The organism is Streptomyces sp. NPDC041200 (assembly GCF_055591805.1).
Map to the genome: position 1 here is coordinate 197390 of NZ_JBVIZF010000003.1, position 22743 is coordinate 220132.

Consider the following 22743-nt stretch of genomic DNA (forward strand, 5'->3'; position numbering starts at 1 on the left):
CCTGGTCGGCGCGGCGGTGAGTGGTGATCTGGCGATGATGCCCCGGGAGGAGCGGGGCTGCCCATCGCGGGGGGGCGTCAACCGGTCGCGGCGGACGCGTGGTGCGGTGCGGCCAGGCCGTCCGGCTCCTCGTCCTCCGCGGGCGCCGCGTCCCGGCCCAGCCACAGCCCGGCCACCGTGACCACCGCCGTGAGCGCGATGTAGAGCGCCAGCGGCTGCCAGGCACGGTACGTACCGAGCAGCGTCGTGAACAGCAGCGGCGCGATCGCCCCGCCGACGACTCCGGCCAGGGTGTACGCGAGAGAGGAGCCCGTATAGCGCAGCCGCGGTGAGAACTGCTCGGCGATGAAGGCCGCCTGCGGTCCGTACATCAGCGAATGGATCACCAGCGCCACGATCACACCCAGGGTGAGCAGCGGCCAGCTGCCGCCCGCGACCAGCGGGAAGAAGACGAAGGGCCAGACACCCGCGGCGACGGCGGAAAGACCGTACAGCCACCGCCGGTTGACGCGGTCGGAGAGCGCTCCGGCCAGCGGGATCAGGAAGATCTGGAGGGAGGAGCCGATGAGGACGGCAGCCAGCGCGGAGCCGCGCGACATACCCAGCTCGCCGGTGGCGTAGGTGAGCACGAAGACGGTGAACATCGCGTACAGCACATCGGGGGCGATGCGGGAGAGGATCGCCGCGGCCAGCGCCCGGGGCTGGGAGGTGAACACCTCGCGCACCGGAGCCTCGGGGCGGTCCTGCGCGGCCTCCATGGCCCGGAAGACCGGGGTCTCCTCCAGCTTGGCGCGGATCCACAGTCCGAACACCACCAGCACGCCGGAGAGGAGGAACGCCACCCGCCAGCCCCAGGACAGGAACTGGTCCTCCGTCAGCGCGATGCCCAGTACCGCGAGCACCCCGTTGGCGAGCAGATTGCCCGCGGGCGGCCCGACCTGGGCGGCCGAGGCGAAGAAGCCGCGCCGCCGCGGATCGCCGTACTCGCTGGACAGCAGCACCGCGCCGCCCCACTCGCCGCCCACGCCGACGCCCTGGGCGAAGCGCAGCAGCACCAGGGCGGCGGGGGCCGCGACACCGACGGTGGCGTAGGTGGGCAGCAGCCCGATCAGCAGGGTCGCGGCGCCGATGAGCACCAGGGTCGCGATGAGTACCTTCTTGCGGCCGATGACGTCTCCGAGACGACCGAAGACGAAGCCGCCCAGCGGGCGGGAGACATAGCCGACGGCGTAGGTGGAGAACGCCAGGAGGGTGCCGGTGAACGGGTCCTTGGAGGGGAAGAAGAGGTCGCCGAAGACCAGTGCCGCGGCGGCGGAGTAGACGGCGAAGTCGTACCACTCCAGGGCGGTTCCGGTCAGGCTGGCGACGAAGGCGCGGCGGACCGCGGGTCCGTCCGCCCGGGGCTCTGGTGCGCTCGGGGAGGTGCGCTTCATGGTTCGTCCTCGGGGTGGTGCGGGGTGGGTGCGGGGTGAGTGGGTGCAGGGTGCCCGGTGGGTGGTTGCGTGATGCGGGGCTTCCGGCATACTTGTTGTATACCAAGCGTATGCGCAACCCCCCTGAGGGAAGTTCCTCGCGATTTGGAGAGCACGCCCCATGACGACGCAGCCCCCGCAGTCCCCCCGCCCCGCCCTGACCTTCACGCTCCCCGACGGCTCCACCCGGCATGTGGAGGTCGCCCAGGTGCTCAACGCGGGCTACGCCGGGCGCAGCCAGGAGGACGTGGCCGCCCATGTCGCCGAACTCGCCGAGCTGGGCGTCCCCGCCCCCAGCGTGACGCCCGCCCTCTACCCCGTCTCCCCGTACCTCGCCCAGCAGACCGGCCGGGTCAGCGTGCAGCACGGCCGCACCTCGGGCGAGGCGGAGTGGGCGCTGATCGTCGCCGACGGCGGGGAGCTGCTGCTCACCGCCGCCTGCGACCACACCGACCGGGAGCTGGAGGTGCACGGCGTGGCCTGGAGCAAGAACGCGGGCCCCGATGTGCTCGGCGCCCGCGCCTGGCCCCTCGCGGACGTGTCCGAGCGGCTGGACGGACTGACCCTGCGGGCCTGGGTCACCCATGACGGCGAGGAGACCGAGGTGCAGAGCGGCACCCTGGCCGAGCTGCTGCCGCCCGCGTACTGGGTCGAGGTGCTGCGCGAGCGCGGCGGCCTGGTGCCGGGCACGGTGCTGATCTCCGGGACGATCCCGATGGCGGAAGGTGTCGACCAGTTCGCCGACCGCTGGCGGGTGGAGCTGGGCGACCCGGCCACCGGCGACACCATCGAATGCTCCTACGACGTGGTCCCGATGCCGGAGCCGATCGGCTGACGCGAGACGCCGCGAGCGACGAGCGACAACGGACCAGGCCGTCGGCCTGGTCCGTTGTCGCTCGTAGCGTCTGGTTCCGTGTCGTTCAGCTCTCGGTCAGGTCTCCCGTCCCTTCCGCATCACCACGCCGGCGGCGATCAGGCCGAACAGGCAGGTGAGAGCGCCGATGAGCACGTTGTTCCAGATCATTCCGGCATCCGGCCCCCTGGCAACGACCCAGGGAGAAATGATCATCCATACACCGATCGCGGACATGGCCCAGCACAGGCTGTACATCCTCCTCGGCGCCGATGTGAGGCCGATGCCCAGCAGGGCGATGGCCAGGCCGAGGACGAGGTTGTTGACCATGAGGTCGGGGCTGGTGCTCGAGAAGTGCACCACCCAGGGGGAGATGGCGAAGTACAGACCGGCAAGCAGCACCGGCCCGTCGAGGAAGACAACGTCCCGCGCGTCCATCATGCGAGCGAAGCGCTCACGCATCTCGGACACGTCGGGGTGGCCCTTGAGATCACCTCGGGTACGTGAGACGTCGGCCATACGACTCGCCTCCTTCGTTCACAAGTCTGACCGCGCAGTGCGGTAATACCGCCGCACCACCATTGTGCGCCTCGCCTTGCTTTATAGGTAGATGTCGGATTGGCTCCGCTACCCGAGGTGCCCGCGAGGCCCGCGAGACCCGAGAGGCCCGCGAAAGGCCTCAGCGGACTACGGGGTTGCCTCCTCGTGCTTCGCGTACCAGGCGCGGTCCAGGTCGCTGATGTTCACGGTGGTCTGCACGGTCAGCCCAGACACCGGCGCCACATGCGCGCGGGCGACGTCCAGCACCGCGCGGGACAGCTCCGCCTTGGTCTCGGCGTCCCGGCCGGACAGGATCGCCACCTCGATGTGGATCATGGCGAGATGGGGTGCCCCGTCGCCGATGACGGCCTCTTCGATCCGGCGGAACCGGGTCTTGCACCCGGCCACCCCGGTGTCGATGGTCTTGGCGACGACCGGGTGCAGGGCGGTGCCGAATCCCTGGCGGTCGAAGGCGTCGGTCAGGGTGTCGGAGTATTCGACGACGATGTGCGGCATGGGCGGGCACTCCTCATCAGCTCTGCGAGAGTGGAGTGGGCATCGTCGCACCCTGCCCGGGACCCGAGCGCCCCGGCCCGTTCTTCTGCTTCAATAGGGGGCATGGTCAGCCTCATCAACGCCGCGACAGGTCGTCTCGACCTCGAGCCGTTCTGGCCGTCCCGGCAGGCGCACCACTTCGACCGCGAGTGTTGCCGCGCATCCGTTGCGCGGGCCCGCTCGCTCGGCTGCTGACGCCGCCCCACCCGGCCGCTCAGCCATCCGCCCGGCTCCGGGGGCTTTTCTCTCCCGGCCCGGGGCTCCCCCGGCCCAGCCCGCGCGCATGACGTCCACCGACGCCCCTTAGCGCGAAAGAGCTGACTCCCATGACGAACGTCCGTACCCTCTCCGCCTCCCCGTCCACCTCCCCCACGGCGACCGCCGCCACCGCGCCCGCCGCCGCGACCGGTCGTAACCCGCTCAGCGGCCGTCAGCGGCTACGAGCCGTCGCCCGGGACGAGGTGCCCCCGGTCGACGACCTGCTGCACCCCGGCGCCACCTGGCTGCCCGCTCCCCCGCACACCGTCCCCGCCCTCCCCGGACAGCCGCCGATGATCGGCTACCTGGTGCTGGTCCCGGCCGACCAGCGGGAGCCCCGGACACGCGCCGCGGCCACCGCCACCGCCGTACCCACCGCGCCCGCCGCGCCGCCGTCCGGCACCCCGCTCACCACGGACCACGGCCCGGTGCGGATCGACTCCGACCAGCGGACCGTGCGGGTCGCGGGGCATCCGCTCGACCTCACCTATCTGGAGTTCGAGCTGCTGGCCCATCTCGTCGCCCACCCGCACCGGGTGCACACCCGCGACCAGCTGGTGACGACGGTATGGGGGTACGGCCACGTCGGCGACGGCCGCACCGTGGACGTCCATGTCGCCCGGCTGCGCCGCAAGTTGGGCGCGGAACACCGCGGGTCGATCGTGACCGTGCGGCGCGTGGGCTACAAGTACGTGCCGAACGCGTAGAGCACGGCAAGGAGCGCCGTACGGGCCGCGGCTCGGCTCGTACGGCGCTCCTCGGCGGGCGCCGCTTCTCAGCGTTCGGCGCCCACCAGCGGGCGGGACTCCGCGGGGGCCGGAGCCTCGCCATGGCTGACGTTCGGCAGCCACCGCAGCGCGCGCGGCAGGTACCAGTTGCGCTCGCCGAGCAGCGCCATCAGCGACGGCAGCAGCATCATCCGGACGAGCGTGGCGTCCACCAGCACCGCGACCGCGAGCCCGACGCCCATCTGCTGCATGTCCTGCATCCGCAGCAGCGCCAGGACCGAGAACACCGCGACCATGATGGCGGCCGCCCCGGTGACGGAGCCCGCCGTCGAGCGGATGCCCTCGCGGATCGCGTCGCGCGTCGACAGGCCCCGGTCGCGCCCCTCACGGATCCGCGAGACGACGAACACGTGGTAGTCCATCGACAGCCCGAAGAGGATGACGAGGACGAACAGCGGCATCCACGACTCGATCGCCCCGGCCGGTTCCATGCCGAGCAGTTCCGCGCCCCAGCCGTGCTGGAAGACGGCGGTCATGGTGCCGTACGCGGCGCCCACCGACAGCAGGTTGAGCAGGATCGACACGATCGCGATCGGCAGCGAGCGGAAGCACACCAGCATCAGCAGGAAGGTCACGGCGGCGATGAAGACGAAGACCGGTGCGATGTCGCCCTTCAGCTGGTCGGTGAAGTCGCGGCTCCCGGCCAGCTCACCGCCCACGTAGGCCTGATCGGAGACCGGGCCGAGGATGTCCGGCACCAGGTCGTCGCGCAGGGTGTCCAGCGCCCGCCGCGACTCCGCGTTCTCGCCGTTCCCCGCCAGGGGCACCTCGATACGGGCCACGCCCTGCTTCGCGTGCAGCTCGACCTCGACGGCCTTGCCGAACCGGCCGGAGTCGGCCAGCCGCTGCTTGAAGTCGGTGACGGCCGCGCCGAAGCGGGGCGAGGAGACGTCGTCGGCCCGCAGCACCACCTCGGCCGGGGCCGGGCCGCCCGGGAACGCCCCGGTGATCTCCTTGTACGCCACGGTCAGCGGGGCGTCCGAGCCGAACTGCTTCTCCATGCCGAGGTTCTCGGTCTTCATCCCGAGCGCGGGGGCGCACAGCACCAGCAGCAGGGCGCCCGAGATCGCGGCGAACAGCTTCGGCCGGGCCAGTACGGGCTTCATGAGCTTGCCGGAGATCCCGCCGCTCGCCTGGTGAACGCCCTTCTGGCGACGCCGGTTCAGCAGCGGCACCCGCCCCTTGTCGATCCGGTCGCCGAGCCAGGACAGCGTGGCGGGCAGAACCGTCACCGACCCCAGCATGGCCATCAGGACGACCAGCAGGGTGGCGACCGCGAAGCCCTGGAAGAGCATCAGCCCGGACAGGAACATGCCCGACATCGCCAGCATGACCGTGATCCCCGAGATCAGCACCGCCCGGCCGCTGGTCTGCGCCGCGATGCGCAGCGCGGTCTCCGGGTCCCGGCCCGCGGCCCGCTCGTCCCGCTCGCGCCGCAGGTAGAACAGGCAGTAGTCGACGCCGACGGCCAGCCCGACCAGGAACATCACGGAGTTGGTGGAGTCGTACAGCGGCAGCTTGTGGCTGACCAGGGCCAGCAGCCCGAAGGTGCCGACGCAGGCGGTCAGCCCGAGCAGCACCGGCAGCAGGGCCGCGACCAGCGCCCCGAAGACCACCAGCAGGATGCCCAGCGCCAGGGGGACGGCGGTCAGTTCGGCCTTCTTGAAGTCGTCCGCCAGCATGCCGTCCAGCTCATGCTGCGCGGTCGCGTCGCCGAACTCATGGGCGGTGATCCCCTGGTGGGCGGACTCGGTCGCCGCCACCGCGGCCAGGACGGGCTTCACCCGCTCCCCCGCGGTGTCCGGATCGCCCTTCAGCTCGAAGGTGACCAGCCCCTCGCGGCCGCTGGCCGAGCGCACCGGTGGCTGGATCCGGGCGGTCTCGCCGGTCTTCTCCAAGCGGGCGGTGAGATCACCGGCCGCGGCCCGCCAGCCGTCCGGGCCGTCGCTGCGCAGCATCACCATCTCACTGGCCGGTGTGGTGACCCCGGCGTCCTCAAGGATCTTCAGGGCGCGGGCGGAGTCGCCCGCGCCGTTCTCGGAATTGGTCATCTGCCGCGACCCGGACATGCCGCCGACAACAGCGACGACGACCACGAACAGCAGCCATCCGATGATCGCGGACTTGCGGTGGCGGGTGCTCCACCCACCGAGCCGCACGGCGAGGCCCTGCCTCGTTGCGCTCATGGCGTCTCTCCCACTGGGGATACGGACTGAATGCGGACCGGATCGGTCACGTCCACAACGCTAGAAAAAGCCGCGATCCCGCCCCAGCCGGGCAACCCCCGAATCCCCGGGACATAAGGAGAGACCCGGGGGTGGTGTTAGGTGTACCCCCGAAGGCAGCGCGGCCCCCGTGACCGATCATGCGGCGTCCAGCAGACTGAGGACATCGGATCAGCGGGATCCGCGGCAGAAGCACACGGGAGGGCGTCGGATGAAGGTCCGCAGCAGACTGTTGGCCTGTTTACGGGGGCTCGGCGCATCCGTTCTCGCGCTGGTGTCGATCACGCTGTCCGTGCTGACGATCCTGTCCATCGTCTTCATCCCGCTGGGCCTGGGAGTCTTCACCACCCCGTTGATGATCAGCGCGGTGCGCGCCCACGCCAATCGGCGCCGGCTGCTGGCCGCCCAGTGGTCCGGCGTCCAGATCCGGATGCCGTACCGCCCGCTCCCCCACGACCGGCGCTCCGGTGTGACCGGCCGGGTGGAGCTGTGCGCCTTCCTGCTGAAGGACCCGGCGACCTGGCGCGACCTGCTCTGGCTCCAGGTGGACATGACCGCCGGGTACGTGGTCGCGCTGCTGGCCTTCGCCTTCCCGCCGTACGGGGTCGAGGGCTCCGTCCTGGCCGCCGGGGTCTGGGAGCCGATCGTCGACGCGGGCGGCACCTACTGGTACGCGTTCGTCCCCGTGACCTCGCAGGGGACCGCGAACCTCGCCGCCCTGACCGGCCTCGGCTTCATCGCCCTCGGCCTGTTCGCCTCCCCCGTGCTGCTGCGCGCCCACTTCCTGCTGACCCGCGCCTTCCTCGACCCCACCCCGCAGATGGCCCTCGCCGCGCGCGTCGAGCGGCTCACCGAGACCCGGCACGACGCCGTGGACACCTCGGCCGCCGAGCTGCGCCGCATCGAGCGCGATCTGCACGACGGCGCACAGGCCCGGCTCGTCGCCATGGGCATGAGCCTGGGGACCATCGAGGCGCTCATCGAGAAGGACCCGGCCCAGGCCAAGGAACTCCTCGCCGCGGCCCGCACCAACTCCGCCGAGGCCCTGGCCGAACTGCGCGACCTGGTCCGCGGCATCCACCCGCCCGTCCTGGCCGAACGGGGCCTCGGTGACGCGGTGCGCGCCCTCGCCCTGCGGATGCCCCTCCCGGTGGAGACGGAGGTGGAGCTTCCGGGCCGGTTCGAGGAACCGGTCGAGTCGGCCGCGTACTTCGCCGTCAGTGAGATCCTCACCAACGCGGCAAAGCACTCCGGCGCCGAGCGCATGTGGCTCGACATCCACCACGAGGCGGGCATGCTGCGCATCGCGGTCACCGACAACGGCGGCGGCGGCGCCCGCGTCGACCAGGGCGGTGGCCTCAGCGGGATCGAGCGGCGGCTGGGCACCTTCGACGGCATCCTCGCCGTCAGCAGCCCGCCCGGCGGCCCGACCATGGTGACGATGGAGATCCCCTGCACCCCTACCGCCCCGCGACCGGCGGTCTGAGCCCGGCGGCAGCGGTACGACGGTACATTCGACGCATTCGGCCCGGCAGTCCGTACCGGGCCCGATGACGTCATGGAGCCCGCCGTGCGCGTAGTCGTTGCCGAGGATCTGTTCCTGCTCAGGGACGGGTTGGTGCGGATGCTGGAGGCCTACGATTTCGAGATCGCGGCCGCCGTCGAGAGCGGCCCGGAGTTGACGCGGGCGCTGGCGGAGCTGAAGCCGGACGTGGCCGTGGTGGACGTACGGCTGCCCCCGTCGTTCACCGACGAGGGCCTGCAGTGCGCGCTGGCGGCGCGCCGGGAGCGGCCGGGGCTGCCCGTGCTGGTGCTGTCGCAGCACGTGGAGCAGTTGTACGCGCGGGAGCTGCTGGCCGACGGGAGCGGCGGCATCGGGTATCTGCTCAAGGACCGGGTCTTCGACGCGGACCAGTTCATCGACGCGGTGCGGCGGGTCGCCGAGGGGGGTACGGCGATGGATCCGCAGGTGATCTCGCAGCTGCTGTCCCGGCGCTCCCAGGACCAGCCGATGGGGCATCTGACGCCGCGCGAGCGCGAGGTGATGGAGCTGATGGCGCAGGGGCGGTCGAACACGGCGATCGCGGCGCAGCTGGTGGTGACCGAGCGGGCCGTCGCCAAGCACACCTCGAACATCTTCGGGAAGCTCGGTCTGCCGCAGTCCGACGACGACAACCGCCGGGTGCTGGCCGTGCTGGCGTATCTGGACCGGGGGCGGACGGAGGCGAACGGGAGCTGACGGGCGCGTCCCCGGCGCGCGTGCCCCATTGCTCCCGCCCCGCATCGCTGGTTAAGTGCCCTGCGCACCACAACCGTTGGCCGTTGTCCGTTGGGGGGCGCATGAGCGACCTGAGCAGACGCACGCTGATCGGAACCGCCGGAGCACTCGGGGCCGGGGCCGCGTTAGGGGCTCACTCCCCCGCGCTGGCCAACACCCCACAACAGCCACAGGACACCGCCGTGACCGCCTTCTCCACCGCGCCCGCGCGCGCCGCGCTGCGGCGGCTGCTGCCGGAGCACGCCGGTCAGTTCCGGCTGGTGGCGCTTCCCGGCGGCTCCCACGGGAAGACCGAACGGTTCGAGGTCACCGGTTCGTCCGGGCGCATCACCGTGGCCGGGACGAGCCCCGCGGTGCTGCTCACCGGCGTCCACTGGTACCTCAAGTACACCTGCCACGCCCAGATCACCTGGGCGGGTGATCAGCTGGGGCTGCCGGGGAAGCTGCCCGCGCCGCACGGCACCGTCGAGCGCTCGACCGCGCTGCCGCACCGTTTCGCGTTCAACGACACCCACGACGGCTACACCGCCCCGTTCGCCGACTGGGCCCGCTGGGAACACCTGATCGACGTCGCGGCCCTGCACGGCTGCAACGAGCTGCTGGTCACCGCGGGCCAGGAGGCCGTCTACCACCGGCTGCTCCAGGACTTCGGCTATACGGACGCGGAGGTGCGCGCCTGGCTACCCACCCCCGCCCACCAGCCGTGGTGGATGATGCAGAACATGAGCGTGTACGGCGGCCCGGTGTCCACGGCGCTCATGGAGAAGCGCACCGACCTGGGGCGGCGCATCGCCGACCGGCTGCGGGAGCTGGGCATGCGGCCCGTCTTCCCCGGCTACTTCGGCACCGTCCCCGACGGCTTCGCCGACCGCAACCCGGGGGCGAGCACCGTCCCGCAGGGCGACTGGAACGGACTGCGGCGGCCCGACTGGCTCGACCCGCGCACCGAGGCGTTCCGCGAGGTGGCCGCGGCCTTCTACCGCCACCAGCAGGACCTGTTCGGCGCGTGCGACCTGTTCAAGATGGACCTGCTGCACGAGGGCGGCAACGCCGGTGACGTTTCGGTGCCGGACGCCGCACGCGCCGTCGAGAAGGCGCTCCAGACCGCCCGGCCCGGCGCCATCTGGGTGATCCTGGGCTGGCAGGCCAACCCCCGGCGCGACCTCCTGGACGCCGTGGACCACGACCACACGCTGGTCGTGGACGGCCTGTCGGACCTGGACACGATCACGGACCGCGAGAAGGACTGGGGTTCGGTGCCCTACGCGTTCGGCACCATCCCCAACTTCGGCGGCCGTACGACGGTTGGCGCCAAGACCCACATCTGGGCGGACCGGTTCACCGTGTGGCGGGACAAGCCGGGCAGCAAGCTCGTCGGCACGGCGTACATGCCGGAGGCGGTCGAACGCGACCCGGCGGCGTTCGAGCTGTTCAGCGAGCTGGCGTGGCGGGACGAGGCGGTGGACCGGGACGCGTGGTTCCGTACCTACGCCGACGTCCGCTACGGCGCGCGGGACGGGAAGGCGCGCGAGGCGTTCGCGGCGCTGCGCGACACCGCGTACCAGATCAGCAGCAAGGACGGCCGCCCCCACGACTCCGTCTTCGCCTCCCGGCCCTCGGTCGCCGCGCGCTCGGGCACCTACTACGCCACCCACACCCCCGCCTTCGACATCGCGCGCTTCGACGCGGCCCTGGCGGGGCTGCTGGGCGTACGGGCCGGGCTGCGCGACAGCGACGCGTACCGCTACGACCTCGCCGACACCGCGCGGCAGGCGCTCGCCAACCGCTCCTGGCAGCTCGCCCCGCAGCTCTCGGACGCCTACGCCCGCAAGGATCTGGACACCTTCCGGGCGCTGTCCCGGCTGTGGCTGAAGCTGATGCGGCTGAGCGACGACGTGACCGGCACCCACCGGCGGCTCCTCCTCGGACCCTGGCTGGAGGACGCCAAGCGGATGGCCTCGGGCGCGGAGGAGTCCGCGCAGCTGGAGTTCGCCGCGCGCGCCCTCATCACCACCTGGGCGGACCGGGGCGCCGCGGACGGCGGCAAGCTCGCCAACTACGCCAACCGCGACTGGCACGGCCTCATCGGCGACTTCCACCTGCCCCAGTGGCAGACCTACCTGGACGAGCTGGAGGACGCCCTCGCCCAGGACCGCGCGCCGCGCGCCTTCGACTGGTACGCGGTCGAGGAGCCGTGGACCCGGGAGCGCAAGAGCTATCCGGTCCGGCCGGTGGCGGATGCCTGGCGCACCGCGCGCCGGGTGTACGACGCGCTGGCCACGGCCCCGTACCAGGGCACGCTGTCCGTCGACACGGAGCCGGGGACGCTGCCGCCGGGCGGCGCCGCGGTCATCACCGCGGCCCTGCGCAACGTCAACGGGCTGCGGGCCACCGGCCGGGTCGACTTCGACCTGACCGTGACCGGCCTCGACCCCGCTCCGCAGGGCCCCACCTCGCTGCCCTCGGTGCCCGCGGCGGGCAGCGGCGAGGTCCACTGGCGGGCCACCGCGCCCGACGACCCGCTGGACGATCCGCTGAAGCCGTATCCGTACGAACTCGCCGTGCGGTACGGACCGCGCGGCGAGGACCGGGTGCGGGCGGTGCGCACCGGCACCCTGTGGGTGGCGGGTCCGCTGGCCGACGGCTGGAAGACGGTCACCAACAATGGCGCGGCCTTCGGTCAGCTGGGCGAGCGGTTCGCGATCGACGGGGCGGGCCAGGATCTGTGGAAGGCCACCGCGGAGTTCGGCGCGGCCTACCGGGAGGGCGCGCTGCGGACGGGGACGGCGGTGACGGTGAAGGTGGACGCGCAGGCCGTCACCGGGCCCTGGGCCCGCGCCGGGCTCATCGTCCGCAACGCGCTGGGGACGGCGGGCTCGCCCGGGTTCCTCAACCTCTCGGTCACGCCCGCCAACGGCGTCGTGCTGTCGTACGACTCCAATGGCGACGGCACCCTGGACACCTACCAGCGGGTCACGGGCGTGAAGGCGCCGGTGCTGCTGCGGCTGACCCGCGCCTCCGCCACCTCGTACACCGGCGAGCTGTCCACCGACGACGGCGCGACCTGGCGCAAGGTGGCCACGGTGACCGTGCCGGGCGCGGCGGCCGCGCAGGACGCCGGGCTGTTCATGAGCGCGGCCCACGGCGGCAGCGGGGCGCGCGGCACGGTGGAGTTCAGCGGCTGGCGGGTGAACTGACGACCATTTCGGAACCATCGGCTCCGCCCCGGACCCCACGCTCCGGTGGCGGAGCCGCCCGCTTTGTGACCTAGTCCACCCGGCGCTCGTTTACGCCACGTGGAGCAGCAGCAGGCGACAGCCCATCTCGACGACAACACTGACGACACCCCCGACACCGCGGGCCCGATCGACGTCGAGCAGGCCGAGGCCGCCATCGTCGAGCACTATCCGCGGCTCGTGCGGCTCGCGTACCTCATCCTGCCGCCCGGCATGGGCCGCACCCGGCGGGTGCTGGCCGCGCACGCGCTGGCGCAGCGGGCGCTGCCGCGCAACCAGGGCAGGCCCGACACCCCGGAGGTCGAGCTGCCGTGGCAGCGCGGCACCAAGGGGGCGGCGGGCGACGCGGGGTACGCCTATGTGCGGCTGCGCGTGCTGCGCTCCGCGCTGCGGGCCGCGCGGCCGCGCCGCCCCTGGGCGCTGGCCGTCCCGCTCCCCCTGGTGTGGGGGCTGCGGCTGTTCCCCCGGTCCGGCGGGGCCGATGAACTCGCCCTGGACAAGGCGCTGTCCGAGCTGTCGGGGCCGGGCCGGGCCGCGTACGTGCTGCGCGAGCTGGAGCGGCTGGACGACCGCGAGGTGCGGGCGCTGCTGCAGGCCGCGGGGGTGGACGAGGACGACGCGCTGGACGCGCTCGACGAGGCGGACGAGGTGCCGGAGCCCGCGGGCAGCCGGGACGACGGCTCGCTGCTGGAGTCGGCCGAGTTCGACCCGTGCTCGCTCCAGGCGCGCCCCACCGATCTGATGCGCCGCCGCCAGCATCTGCGCGCGCTGCTGGTGACCCTGGTGGCGCTGGTGGTGTGCGGGTCACTGCTCGGGATGCCGGGCGAGGGCTGGGGGCGCGCCGGTGCGGCGGCGCCCTCGTACGCCCGTAACCCGTCCTCCGAACGGGCGCTGGACCCGGAGCGGTTGACGCGCGCCGAGCCCTTCGCGTGGCGCACCGCGACCCGCGCCGACTTCTCGTCCTGGCCCGCCCGCGGCGACCGGCTCGGCGACACCGCGCTGCTGCGCCGCGCGCTGGCGGTCTGGGCCCGCCCGGGGAAGGCCGTACGGGTGTCGGCGACGGCGGGCACGCAGTCGGGGCCGCCGTCCGGGCCGCCGCAGCTGCTGTACGCGGGTGAGGTGGACCAGGCGGCGGTGGTGCTGCTGTACGACGGGCTGCGGATCGCCCGGTACGCGGAGGGGAACGGCGACGGAGGCGGCACGGTGGCGCTGGACCTGGCCCGCCTCGACGCGGCGGACGCGGCCGCCTCGACCGCCCTCACGCTGGGCCGCACCGACGGCAACGTCCGCTACCTGACCGCCCCCTGGGTGCGCCGCGCCTCCGTACGGGACCTGCTGCGGCCCGACGGGCGGCCGCGCCCGGTGCGGCTGACCACCGACGGCGTGACGGACCCGGTGCGCACCGTGCCGCGGATGCGCCCGTGCCGGGGCTGGCCCGCGCTGCGGTTCGGCTCGCACCTGGTGGCGGACCTCGGCGAACTGGCCCCGGCCCGGCTGACGTACGGCGACCCCGGGTCCGCCGTGCGCGGCGGCCCGCGCGATGTGGCGGGCCGGGAGGCCCTGCTGAGCTGGGCGCGGACGGCGTGCCGACTGCCGCTGATGACCGGGCGCGGGGTGCGCTCGGTGAACATCTGGCGGTTCGGCGTCCAGCGGCTGCCCGAGGCGGGCGGCCACGCGGCGTGGCTGTGCACCCGGGCCGAGACCTGGCGGGGCGCGGGCAGCCGGGTGCTGGCCCAGTTCCAGCCCTGGACCACCCGCCGGGGCGCCGCGGGCGCGGTCGCCGCCACGTCGGACGGCTCCCCCGCCTGCGGGCCGCGCGAACCGCGCGTCCTGGCGGGCGTGCTGTGGAAGGCGCGGTCCGGGCGCTGGTTCCTGCTGGCCGCGGGCAGCCGCCAGGTGACCGCGATCGCGGCGAGCGCGGGCGTCCGGGGCCGGTCCTCCACCCGCGCCCTGACCGCCCCCGCCAAGCCCGGTGCCCACGCCACCCTCAAGGCCCGCCTGACGGGCGGCGGCCACCTGAACGCCCTGCGCTGACCCCGGCCAGGCGGGTCCGGATGCGGGGTGGGCCAGGGGCTTGGACTGCGGCCGCAAGGGGCGCGGGGCGGGCCCGCGCTCAGCCGCAGGTCCGCGCACCCACCCGCAGGGCCACCGCCGTATCGGCCCCCAAGGTGGCCGTGAACCGCCCCGACCCGTCGACCGTGACGCTCCTCCCGCTCTGCCCATCGCAGTAGTCCCCGGGCGACAGCGAGGTCTGGAAGGTGCGGGTCAGGGCGGAGTCCTGGTGGTTGATGGCGACGTATGCCCGGTCGCCGCGCCCGAAGGCGATCGCGTTGTCGCCGTTGTCCCACCAGTCCGTGACCCCGGTGCCCCGCGCCGTGTTGCGGAAGGCGACCATGCTCATGATCTCGGGCCATTTGTGCTGGCACTTCCAGCCGTCCTGCCAGCACGCGCCGACCGTGCCCCCGTTCGGCGGTCCGGCATCGTTGTCGCCGAACTCGTAGCCGGAGTGGACGTCCGGGGAGCCGTAGGGCCAAGCCAGCATGAAGACGTTGGCCAGGGTGTAGTCGGCGCCGTCCTTGTAGGTCAGCGTGGAGCCGTTGCGCTCGGTGTCCCAGTTGTCGACGAAGACACCGGACCGGTCACCGGCCAGGTATCCCCATCCCTCGCCGAAGTTCTTCAGGTAGGCCAGTTCCTCGCTCTGGAAGACCCGCTTGAGGTCACGGCCGTAGCGGAACTCCTGCACATCCCCGTTCCCCAGGTATTCGCTCGGCGAGACGGCCTCGCCCGCCCCGTAGACGACCTCCTGCTTCCAGTAGACGCCCGGGTCGCTCAACTGCGCCTTGATGGCGGCCAGGTCCTCGGCCGGGATGTGCTTGGCGGCGTCGACGCGGAAGCCGTCCACGCCCAGCGACAGCAGGTCGTTCAGATACTGGGCGATGCGGCCGCGTATGTACGGTTCGCCGGTGTCCAGGTCGGCGAGGCCCACCAGTTCGCAGTGCTGGACGTTCCAGGGGTTCCGGTAGTCGCTGATCTGGGCGGTGCAGTCGTCGAAGTCCTGGGGCTGGTAGATGCCGGGGTAGGTGTACTTGGTGTACGGGGAGCCGCCGGTGCCGGTGCCCGATCCGGCGGACATGTGGTTGATGACGGCGTCGGCGACCACCCCGACCCCCGCCGCATGGCAGGTGTCGATCATGTTCTTGAAGGCGGTGCGGTCGCCGAGCCGTCCGGCGATCCGATAGCTGACGGGCTGGTACGAGGTCCACCACTGGCCGCCCTGGATGTGTTCGGTGGCGGGGGACACCTCGACATAGCCGTAACCGGCCGGGCCCAGGGTGCTGGTGCACTCCTTGGCGACGGAGTCGTACGTCCACTCGAAGAGTTCGGCGGTCACGTCCTTGGTGCCGGGCGGGGCGGCATGCGCCGACTGCTCCGGCAGGCCGACGAGCGCGGCCGCGCCGGCTACGAGGGCCAGGGCAGCGGCAAGGGGTTTGCGGGCCATCGTTCCTCCGTGGGGGGTGAGGGTGTGGGGGGGGTGGGGGGTGGGGTGCGGGAAGAAGGTCAGGCCTTGGTCGCCCCCGCCGTGAGGCCCGCCACCAGATGGCGCTGCACCCAGGCGAACACCAGCGCCGCCGGGACGGCGATCATGACGGCGGCGGCGGTCATCGAGCCCCAGTCGGAGGTGTACTGGTTGATGAAGGTCTGCAGCCCCGCGGCGAGCGTCAGGTTCTCCTCGCCGGTCATGAAGGCGGACGCGTAGGCGACTTCGGCCCACGCGGTGATGAAGGTGTAGAAGGCGGTGACCGCGATGCCCGGCTTGGCGAGCGGGACGACCAGCCGCCAGAAGGCGCCGAAGGGGGTGAGCCCGTCGACCCGCCCCGACTCGTCGATCTCGGCCGGGATGGTGTCGAAGTAGCCCTTCATCATCCAGGCGCAGAACGGCACGGCCACCGTCAGGTAGGTGACGACGAGCGAGACCGGCTGATTGAGCCAGCCGAGCGTCGACATGATCGTGTAGAGCGGCACGATGAGGATCGCCACCGGGAACATCTGGGTGATCAGCAGCAGCCACATCAGCGGCCGCATGCCGGGGAAGCGGAAGCGGCTGACGGCGTAGCCGGTGGTGGCCGCGACGAAGACGCCGAGCACGGTCGTGCAGCCGACGACCAGCAGCGAATTGCCGAACCAGGTCAGGAACTCCGTATCGGCCAGGACATGGGTGTAGTTCCGCAGCGTGGGGTCCTTCAGCACATCGGTGCTGAACGCCGCGTCCTTCGGTTTGAACGAGGTCACCAGCAGCCACAGCGGCGGGAAGACCGCGATGGCCGAGGCGAGGATCAGCGTCGTGTGCAGCCCGATCGAGGCGAGCGGGCCGCGTCGCCGGTCGCGCATGGCTACCACTCTCCCTGTCTGCGGAGCGCGCGGCGGTAGACCACCGCGAAGAGCATGAGGACGAGCAGGATGAGGACGCCCCAGGCGGAGGCGCCCGCGTAGTCGCGCGGGCTGTTGACGAAGGAGATCCGGTACGCGTACGTCACCAGGATCTCCGTGGCGTCGCCGGGCCCGCCCCGGGTGAGCAGGTAGATCACCGGGAACATGTTGAAGGTCCAGATGGTGGAGAGCAGGACCACGGTGGCGGAGACCGGCCGCAGCCCGGGCAGGGTGATGTGGCGGAACCGCTGCCAGGGGTTCGCGCCGTCCATCTCGGCGGCCTCGTACCGCTCTCCGGGGATGGACTGGAGCCCGCCGAGCAGGGCGACCAGCATGAACGGCACTCCGAGCCAGACGTTGACGGTGATCACCGAGACCTTGGCCAGGGTGGGGTCGTTCAGCCAGGGCACGGCGTCGATGCCGCCGCCGTCGAGGAGCTTGTTGAGGATGCCGTTCCGCTCGTTGTAGAGCAGCCGCCAGGCGAAGACGGAGACGAACGCGGGCACCGCCCAGGGCAGGATCAGCAGCGAGCGGTAGACGGCGCGCCCGGCGAACCGGCGGTTCAGCAGCACGGCGAGGCCGAGGCCGAGCGCGAAGCTGGCGGCGACGCAGGAGACGGTCCAGGTCACGGTCCACAGGAGCCGGTCCAGGAAGACCTCGTCCTTCAGGACCGCGGTGAGGTTGTCGAGGCCGGTGAAGCGATAGGTGGCGGGGAGGTGATTGATCCCGATGGTGCGCTCGACATTGGCCTCGTTGGCGTCGGTGAGGGAGAGGTACACCCCGCGGCCCAGCGGATAGCCGATGATCAGGCCGATGACGATCACGACGGGCGCGACCATGGCCCAGGCGTACCAGTGGCGGGCGAGCGCGGTGCGGATCCGGCTGGTGCCGGCGGCCATCGACACCGGCCCTACTTCCAGTCGCCCTTGAGGAGCTTCCGGTACGCGTCCCCGACCGCCTCGGCGGCCTTCCCGGGCGGCGTCTTGCCGCTGAGGACGTTCGGGAACTGGACCAGGATCGCCTGGAAGAGGCTGTTGCCCTCGGGGATCCACGGGCGCTCGACGGCCCGGTCGACGGCGGCCTTGAAGAACTTCACGTTGGGGTTGGCCGCGACCGCCTTGTTCCGGTAGACGGAGGCGCGGGTGGGCAGCAGGCTCAGCTTCTCGGTGGTCTTCGCCTGCACCTCGGCCGAGCCCATGTACCGGGCGAAGGCGTACGAGGCGTCGAGGTTCTTCGAGCCCGCGTAGACGGTGAGGTTGTGGCCGCCCTGCGGGGCGCCCTGGCCGCCGCTGCCCGCCGGGACCGGGACCACGCCGAGGTTGGACGTGTCCGCGAAGGCCTTGCCCGCGAGGGTGTCCTCGATCGCCCACGGCCCGTTGACGGTCATCGCCACGTCGCCGTTCTTGATGGCGTGCTGCATGGTGTCCCAGCCGTCGGTGGCATCCGTCTCCGCCGCGCCGGAGGCGACCAGGTCGCGGGCGGCGGCGAACGCCTTGACGCCGGGCGCGTCGTCGACGGTGACCCGCTTCTTCCCGGTGTCGAGCAGATCGCCGCCCTCGCCGTAGAGGAAGGGCAGGTACCAGTAGGCGTCGTCGCCGCGCAGATAGAGCCCGGTCTTGCCGGTCTTCTGCTTGATCTTCTCCGCGGCGGCCTTCAGCCCGGTCCAGCTGGTGGGCGGCCGCACCCCGGCCTCCTTCAGCAGCTTCTTGTTGTAGAAGAGGCCGAGGGTGTCGATGACCTGCGGTACGCCATAGGTCGCGCCCTTGAACTTCGTCCCGGCCGCCGCCTTGGGCAGATAGTCGGACTGGCCTGCGAGGGCGGAGGTGCCGTCCAGCTTGGCGAGATAGCCGATGTTGGCGAGGTCCTGGGTCCAGGCCACCTCGGCGCGCAGCACGTCGGGGGCGCCGGAGCCGCCGGAGCCCGCGGCGTTCTTGAACTTGGCCAGCGCCTCGCCGAACGGGACGTTGACGTAGTTCACCTTCACGTCGGGGTACTTCTTCTGGAAGCCGAGGGCGAGCTGCTCGTACGTGCCCTTCTCGGCCTCGTTCGAGGTGTCCCAGTAGGTGACCGTGCCGGAGATCTTGCCGTCGGATCCCTTTCCGCCGCCGTCGGTGCCGTCGCCGCCGCACGCGGTCGCCGTGAGCGTGATGGCCGCGATGAGCGCGGTGGCCGCCATGCCATGTCGCATCTGAACCCCTCCCCGAGCCGGCCCGCCGCACCAGCGCGGCGCCGGATTGCGGAGGAACGTAACAGCGCCACGGGGTCCCGGGAAGACCGCCGGAAAAACCTTGCGGCGACTTTCTGCAAGCGGACCCGATCGTTACCCCCGTGTGTCCCCGTGGTAGCCGCCCAGGCGCTTGACAGGGACGCCATACGGGCCCCGTAGTGCGCCGTTGGGCGCCACTCACCCCTGCAAGCTCTTCCGCAAGACATTGCAGAGCTGTTACGTTCCCGGCATGACCCAGGAGCTCACGACCTCCCTCAAGGCCGGCCTCCAGACCGAGTCGGCGCGCCCGCCCGAGGGGCCCGGCTGGTGGCGGGACGCCGTCATCTACCAGGTGTACGTCCGGTCCTTCGCCGACAGCGACGGCGACGGCGTCGGGGATCTGCGCGGCGCGCGCGAGCGCCTGCCGTACCTCGCCCGGCTCGGCGTGGACGCCGTCTGGCTGACCCCGTTCTACGCCTCGCCGCAGGCCGACGGCGGCTACGACGTGGCGGACTACCGGGCCGTCGATCCGCTCTTCGGCACCCTCGGGGACGCCGACGACCTGGTGCGCACCGCCCATGAGCTGGGGCTGCGGGTGATCGTCGACGTCGTCCCGAACCACACCTCGGACCGCCATCCGTGGTTCATCAGCGCGCTCGCGGACCGGCCTCGGGGGGCGGCCCGCGAGCGGTACCACTTCCGTCCCGGCCGGGGCGCGGACGGTGAACTGCCGCCGAACGACTGGGAGTCCGTCTTCGGCGGCCCCGCCTGGACGCGGACCACCGGCCCGGACGGCACCCCGGGCGAGTGGTACCTCCACCTGTTCGCGCCCGAGCAGCCCGACCTCAACTGGGACTCTCCGGAGGTCCGCGAGGAGTTCGACTCGGTGCTGCGCTTCTGGCTGGATCTGGGCGTGGACGGATTCCGTATCGACGTCGCACACGGCATGGTCAAGGCCCCGGGGCTGCCCGACATCGGCCGCACCGAACAGGCCAAGCTGATCGGCTCGCAGGTGCTGCCGTTCTTCGACCAGGACGGGGTGCACGAGATCCACCGGGGCTGGCGGCGGCTGCTGGACTCCTACCCGGGAGCCCGGATCGGCGTCGCCGAGGCCTGGGCGCCCAGCGCCGAGCGGCTCGCGCTGTACGTCCGCCCGGACGAGCTGCACCAGGCGTTCAACTTCCAGTTCCTCAAGTGCCCGTGGGACGCCGCCGCGATGCGCCAGGTGATCGACGAGTCGCTGGCCGCCACCGCCTCGGTCGGCGCCCCCACCACCTGGGTGCTCTCCAACCACGACGTCGTCCGGCACACCACCCGGTACGCCGCGAAGGGCCCCGGGCAGGGGCTGCGGCGGGCCCGGGCGGCGGCCCTGCTCACCCTGGCGCTACCGGGTTCGGCGTATCTGTACCAGGGCGAGGAGCTGGGCCTTCCCGAGGTGACCGACCTGCCGGACGAGGCCCGCCAGGACCCGGCGTTCTTCCGTACCTCCGCCGACGGACAGGACGGCCAGGACGGTCAGGAGGGCCGCCGCGACGGCTGCCGGGTGCCGCTGCCCTGGTCACGTTCGGGCCCGTCGTACGGGTTCGGGGCGGGCGGCAGCTGGCTGCCGCAGCCGGACGGCTGGGCGGACCACTCCGTGGAGGCCCAGACCGGCGACCCGGACTCCACGCTGGAGCTGTACCGCGCCGCGCTCACGCTGCGCCGGAAGCTACCGGGCCTGGGCGACGGGCCGATGAACTGGCTGAACGCCCCGGCAGGGGTGCTCGCGCTGTCCCGTCCGGGCCTCGTGTGCACGCTCAACACCCTCGGGGAGGAGGTCCGGCTGCCGGTCCCGGGGCGTGCGCTGCTGTCCTCCGCGCCGCTGGCGTACGACGCCGGCACGGTGCGCATTCCCGCCGAATCCTGCGCGTGGTGGGCAATCTGACATGCGACCGGTAAGGTCCCACTCCATGACCGCACGGCTTGCTGACATCGCAGCCCAGGCGGGGGTCAGCGAAGCCACCGTCAGCCGCGTCCTCAACGGCAGGCCGGGGGTGGCCGCGGCCACCCGCGAGTCCGTCCTCGCCGCCCTGGACGTCCTCGGCTACGAGCGGCCGGTGCGGCTGCGGCAGCGCAGCGCGGGGCTGGTGGGACTGATCACGCCCGAGCTGGAGAACCCCATATTCCCCGCGCTCGCCCAGGTGATCGGGCAAGCGCTGACCCGGCAGGGCTACACCCCGGTGCTGGCCACCCAGACCCCCGGCGGCTCGACCGAGGACGAGCTGACCGAGATGCTGGTGGACCGGGGCGTGGCCGGGATCATCTTCGTCTCGGGGCTGCACGCGGACACCTCGGCCGATATGCAGCGCTATGACCAGCTGCGCGGCCAGGGCGTGCCGTTCGTGCTGGTGGACGGCTTCTCGCCGAAGGTGCGGGCGCCGTTCATCTCCCCCGACGACCGGGCGGCGATGCTGCTGGCCGTCACCCATCTGGTATCCCTCGGGCACACCCGGATCGGGCTCGCGCTCGGGCCCCGGCGGTTCGTCCCCGTCCTGCGGAAGATCGAGGGCTTCCAGCACGCGATGCGGGACCGGCTGGGGGTGCCGCCCGAGGACTCCGAGGAGCTGATCCAGCATTCGCTGTACACCCTGGAGGGCGGCCAGGCGGCGGCGGGCGCGCTGATCGACCGGGGCTGTACGGCGGTGGTGTGCGCGAGCGACATGATGGCGCTGGGCGCCATACGCGCGGCCCGCCGCAGGGAGCTGCGGGTCCCCCAGGACGTCTCGGTGGTCGGCTTCGACGACTCCCCGCTGATCGCCTTCACCGACCCGCCGCTGACCACCATCCGCAAGCCGGTGCAGTCGATGGGGCAGGCGGCGGTGCGAGCGCTGCTGGAGGAGATCGGGGGCACTCCGGCGCCGCCCAGCGAGTTCGTCTTCCTGCCCGAGCTGGTGGTCCGCGGATCCACCGCCGCGGCGCACGGCGCCCGCCCGTAACAGGACATAACCCCACCCCGTATCGGACATCTCTGGCAGACTGTTGCCCTATGGGTGAAGCGACTTCTCGGACCGCGATGGACCGGCTGCGGACGCCGCGGCGGCCCCGGCTCTGGTTCGAGATCGTCCTGCTCGCGGTCAGCTACTGGACGTACTCCCTGATCCGCAACGCCGTCCCCGAGCAGCGCGCCGAGGCGCTGCGCAACGCCGTCTGGATCTGGGACTGGGAGCACCGGCTCGGGATGGCCTTCGAACGCGGCGTCAACCATGCGAGCGACTCGGTCAGCTGGCTGATCGTCGGCATGAACTACTACTACGCCACCCTCCACTTCATCATGACGCTCAGCGTGCTGGTGTGGCTCTACCACTGGCATCCGGGCCGCTACGCCGCCATCCGGCTGGCCCTCTTCGCGACCACCGGCGTGGCCCTGCTCGGCTACTACCTCTTCCCGCTGGCCCCGCCCCGGCTCATGCACGGCGGGCACTTCATCGACACGGTCGTGGTGCACCACACCTGGGGCTCGATGGCCTCGGGAAACCTGGCCACCATGTCCAACCAGTACGCGGCGATGCCCTCGATGCACATCGGCTGGTCGCTGTGGTGCGGCCTCACCATCGCCACGCTGGCCCGCCCGGTGTGGGTGCGGGTCCTGGGGCTGCTGTACCCGACGGCGACGCTGCTGGTGATCGTCGCGACGGCGAACCACTTCTGGATGGACGCGGTCGGCGGCACCATCTGCCTGTCCCTCGGCATCGCGCTGTCGTACGCCTGGTACGGGGCGCTGCCGTACCGGCTGCCGAAGCAGGTGGCCGGGCGGCGGCGGGCGCCCGAGCGCGGCGAGGGCGAGCTGCGCCCGGCCTGACCACTGGCGCCCGGCCTGACCGCTAGCGGCCACCTGTGATCGGCCCTGCCTGCACGGTTTGATCGT

16 protein-coding genes and 1 pseudogene are annotated in these 22743 nt (G+C 72.1%); 9 read left to right on the top strand and 8 right to left on the bottom strand.

All coding sequences use genetic code 11. The features are described 5' to 3' along the window. Positions 1 to 77 precede the first annotated feature (77 nt). Positions 78 to 1433 carry an MFS transporter gene (locus ACZ6CL_RS10570; RefSeq protein WP_468933838.1) on the bottom strand — a complete coding sequence of 452 codons (1356 nt, stop codon included), beginning with the start codon at positions 1431 to 1433 and terminating at the stop codon, positions 78 to 80. A gap of 160 nt (positions 1434 to 1593) precedes the next feature. Here ACZ6CL_RS10570 and ACZ6CL_RS10575 point away from each other — a divergent pair, with 160 nt between their 5' ends. Beyond that, complete coding sequence (locus ACZ6CL_RS10575; RefSeq protein WP_468933840.1) at positions 1594 to 2307, top strand: DUF2848 domain-containing protein; 714 nt, start codon at positions 1594 to 1596, stop codon at positions 2305 to 2307. A 96-nt stretch (positions 2308 to 2403) separates the two neighbouring features. Here the strand turns inward: ACZ6CL_RS10575 and ACZ6CL_RS10580 are convergent, their stop codons facing one another. Together ACZ6CL_RS10580 and ACZ6CL_RS10585 are read right to left on the bottom strand one after the other, a co-directional pair. After that, positions 2404 to 2844 (bottom strand): SPW repeat protein, encoded by a 441-nt coding sequence (locus tag ACZ6CL_RS10580; RefSeq protein ID WP_398301148.1) that lies wholly within the window; start codon positions 2842 to 2844, stop codon positions 2404 to 2406. A 168-nt stretch (positions 2845 to 3012) separates the two neighbouring features. Continuing rightward, positions 3013 to 3381 carry a 5-carboxymethyl-2-hydroxymuconate Delta-isomerase gene (locus tag ACZ6CL_RS10585; protein ID WP_468933843.1) on the bottom strand — a complete coding sequence of 123 codons (369 nt, stop codon included), beginning with the start codon at positions 3379 to 3381 and terminating at the stop codon, positions 3013 to 3015. Positions 3382 to 3746: 365 nt separating this feature from the next. Here ACZ6CL_RS10585 and ACZ6CL_RS10590 point away from each other — a divergent pair, with 365 nt between their 5' ends. Beyond that, positions 3747 to 4385 (top strand): winged helix-turn-helix domain-containing protein, encoded by a 639-nt coding sequence (locus ACZ6CL_RS10590; protein WP_468933846.1) that lies wholly within the window; start codon positions 3747 to 3749, stop codon positions 4383 to 4385. A 68-nt stretch (positions 4386 to 4453) separates the two neighbouring features. Here ACZ6CL_RS10590 and ACZ6CL_RS10595 read toward each other — a convergent pair whose 3' ends face one another. After that, complete coding sequence (locus ACZ6CL_RS10595) at positions 4454 to 6652, bottom strand: MMPL family transporter (protein ID WP_468933849.1); 2199 nt, start codon at positions 6650 to 6652, stop codon at positions 4454 to 4456. A 250-nt stretch (positions 6653 to 6902) separates the two neighbouring features. Between ACZ6CL_RS10595 and ACZ6CL_RS10600 the strand changes: the two genes are divergently transcribed. From ACZ6CL_RS10600 to ACZ6CL_RS10615, 4 genes are all read left to right on the top strand, one after another. After that, positions 6903 to 8177 carry a sensor histidine kinase gene (locus tag ACZ6CL_RS10600; protein WP_468933852.1) on the top strand — a complete coding sequence of 425 codons (1275 nt, stop codon included), beginning with the start codon at positions 6903 to 6905 and terminating at the stop codon, positions 8175 to 8177. A gap of 84 nt (positions 8178 to 8261) precedes the next feature. Further along, the gene (locus tag ACZ6CL_RS10605; RefSeq protein WP_450872605.1) at positions 8262 to 8930 is read left to right on the top strand and encodes a LuxR C-terminal-related transcriptional regulator; all 669 of its coding nucleotides are present in this window, start codon (positions 8262 to 8264) and stop codon (positions 8928 to 8930) included. 101 nt (positions 8931 to 9031) lie between these two features. Next, positions 9032 to 12166 carry an alpha-N-acetylglucosaminidase gene (locus ACZ6CL_RS10610; RefSeq protein WP_468933855.1) on the top strand — a complete coding sequence of 1045 codons (3135 nt, stop codon included), beginning with the start codon at positions 9032 to 9034 and terminating at the stop codon, positions 12164 to 12166. 99 nt (positions 12167 to 12265) lie between these two features. Continuing rightward, entirely contained in the window at positions 12266 to 14239 is a 1974-nt protein-coding gene (locus tag ACZ6CL_RS10615; protein WP_468933857.1) for a hypothetical protein, read from the top strand. Positions 14240 to 14321: 82 nt separating this feature from the next. Here ACZ6CL_RS10615 and ACZ6CL_RS10620 read toward each other — a convergent pair. From ACZ6CL_RS10620 to ACZ6CL_RS10635, 4 genes and pseudogenes are all read right to left on the bottom strand, one after another. Further along, positions 14322 to 15704: pseudogene (locus ACZ6CL_RS10620) on the bottom strand (alpha-amylase); the annotation flags it as partial. A gap of 59 nt (positions 15705 to 15763) precedes the next feature. Further along, positions 15764 to 16594: a sugar ABC transporter permease gene (locus ACZ6CL_RS10625; protein WP_468933860.1), complete on the bottom strand. Its 831-nt coding sequence runs from the start codon at positions 16592 to 16594 to the stop codon at positions 15764 to 15766. A 2-nt stretch (positions 16595 to 16596) separates the two neighbouring features. Continuing rightward, positions 16597 to 17532 (bottom strand): carbohydrate ABC transporter permease, encoded by a 936-nt coding sequence (locus ACZ6CL_RS10630; protein WP_468933863.1) that lies wholly within the window; start codon positions 17530 to 17532, stop codon positions 16597 to 16599. 11 nt (positions 17533 to 17543) lie between these two features. Next, positions 17544 to 18821: an extracellular solute-binding protein gene (locus ACZ6CL_RS10635; protein WP_468933866.1), complete on the bottom strand. Its 1278-nt coding sequence runs from the start codon at positions 18819 to 18821 to the stop codon at positions 17544 to 17546. Between the two features lie 268 nt (positions 18822 to 19089). Here ACZ6CL_RS10635 and ACZ6CL_RS10640 point away from each other — a divergent pair, with 268 nt between their 5' ends. The 3 genes from ACZ6CL_RS10640 to ACZ6CL_RS10650 are packed head-to-tail and all read left to right on the top strand — an operon-like array spanning position 19090 to position 22677. Further along, positions 19090 to 20763 carry a glycoside hydrolase family 13 protein gene (locus ACZ6CL_RS10640; RefSeq protein WP_468933868.1) on the top strand — a complete coding sequence of 558 codons (1674 nt, stop codon included), beginning with the start codon at positions 19090 to 19092 and terminating at the stop codon, positions 20761 to 20763. A 25-nt stretch (positions 20764 to 20788) separates the two neighbouring features. Then, positions 20789 to 21814: a LacI family DNA-binding transcriptional regulator gene (locus ACZ6CL_RS10645; protein WP_468933871.1), complete on the top strand. Its 1026-nt coding sequence runs from the start codon at positions 20789 to 20791 to the stop codon at positions 21812 to 21814. A gap of 50 nt (positions 21815 to 21864) precedes the next feature. Further along, positions 21865 to 22677: a phosphatase PAP2 family protein gene (locus tag ACZ6CL_RS10650; protein ID WP_468933874.1), complete on the top strand. Its 813-nt coding sequence runs from the start codon at positions 21865 to 21867 to the stop codon at positions 22675 to 22677. The last annotated feature ends 66 nt before the right edge of the window (positions 22678 to 22743 follow it).